Origin of the sequence: Portibacter marinus (assembly GCF_021533195.1) — a bacterium.
Classification (GTDB): Bacteria; Bacteroidota; Bacteroidia; order Chitinophagales; family Saprospiraceae; genus Portibacter; species Portibacter marinus.
Genome location: NZ_JAJNKB010000062.1, coordinates 1 through 1,149, shown reverse-complemented (window position 1 = coordinate 1,149; position 1,149 = coordinate 1). Strand labels below are relative to the sequence as shown.

At 35.3% G+C, this 1,149-nt stretch carries 1 pseudogene; it reads right to left on the bottom strand.

Annotation, left to right across the window (positions count from 1 at the left end):
* Positions 1-193: pseudogene (locus L2567_RS20945) on the bottom strand (Fic family protein); the annotation flags it as partial.
* Between the last annotated feature and the right edge of the window lie 956 nt (positions 194-1,149).

Here is a 1,149-nt window from a genome sequence, read left to right as displayed (position 1 = left end):
CAGTCATCTTAGATCCTTCTATTCTAGTTGACGATCCTATACTTTCTATAGTGGCAATTCTCCGAAGCTCGTTGAGGTATTTGGATTTTTTTCCATCAATGATACTCCACATACCTTTGAAAGAGTCGATTTGACCAATGAGCTTGATTATTTCTTGGGTTGTTCGAAAATCGAATTGAAGTTTGCTCTCCATTAGATTATTTGAAAATTATCTATATTTTATCCAAATATAACATCTCTTTCAATCTATCTATAAATTATTCGTATTTTATTTGAATTAGGGGTAACGTGATAGCGATAAGAGGAGTCCGCCTTTCACAGTGTCCGTTTCAGATTTAAAAATACAACTTTTCGTAATTTTCTTTTCATTATTAATGATAGGGGAGCGGATTACTCCTTATCGCGTGTTATCTCCCGGCGCATTATTTGCGTCGCTCATGCTCGTACCATGCAGCTGTCCCGTTTCTATATGTACTTCTTTCAATTCATAAGTTTCATTTCGTGGCAATTCATCTTAATTTGATGTACTTGAATTGTGCTTTAATTATCTCAAATCGTGATCGAAAGTTGATTGAAGGACTATGCCACTCATGAGCGTATAATTGGCATGTACTCGCTAGGTTGGCTTTGCATACAGATCTGATTACTCTTTCATTATGTGCTACTCTTACTATCGATTGAGTAAAGTTGGAATGTATTTTCATCATAAATCGTGGTTTTTGATTGAATGAAGTATTACGCCGCTCATGAGCGTTTAATTGGAATGTACATATTAGATTGGCTTTGTTTAAATATGTGACTACTCTTACATTATATGCCTCTATTTAAATCGATTGAGTAAAGTTGCAATATTATTTTGTTAAATCTTGATAAGAAATGGATTGAAGAACTAAGCCGCTCATGAGTGCTTAGTTGGAAGTTTGTTTCGCGTAATTGGACTGCTGCAGCTTTATTGATCTTGTTTAAGATTATATAAATCGAATTGGAGTAAGTCACATTTGCTGTCTTACTTTCGCTGGGAAGATAACGGCCAGCGATAGGAGGAGTTTCGCTTTCCTCTATCTTGATCGGTTTTCTAATGTAGCAATATTTCATTCAATACTTGCAATCAGGACTCTTCTGAAGCGAAATTACTTCCTTATCGCATGT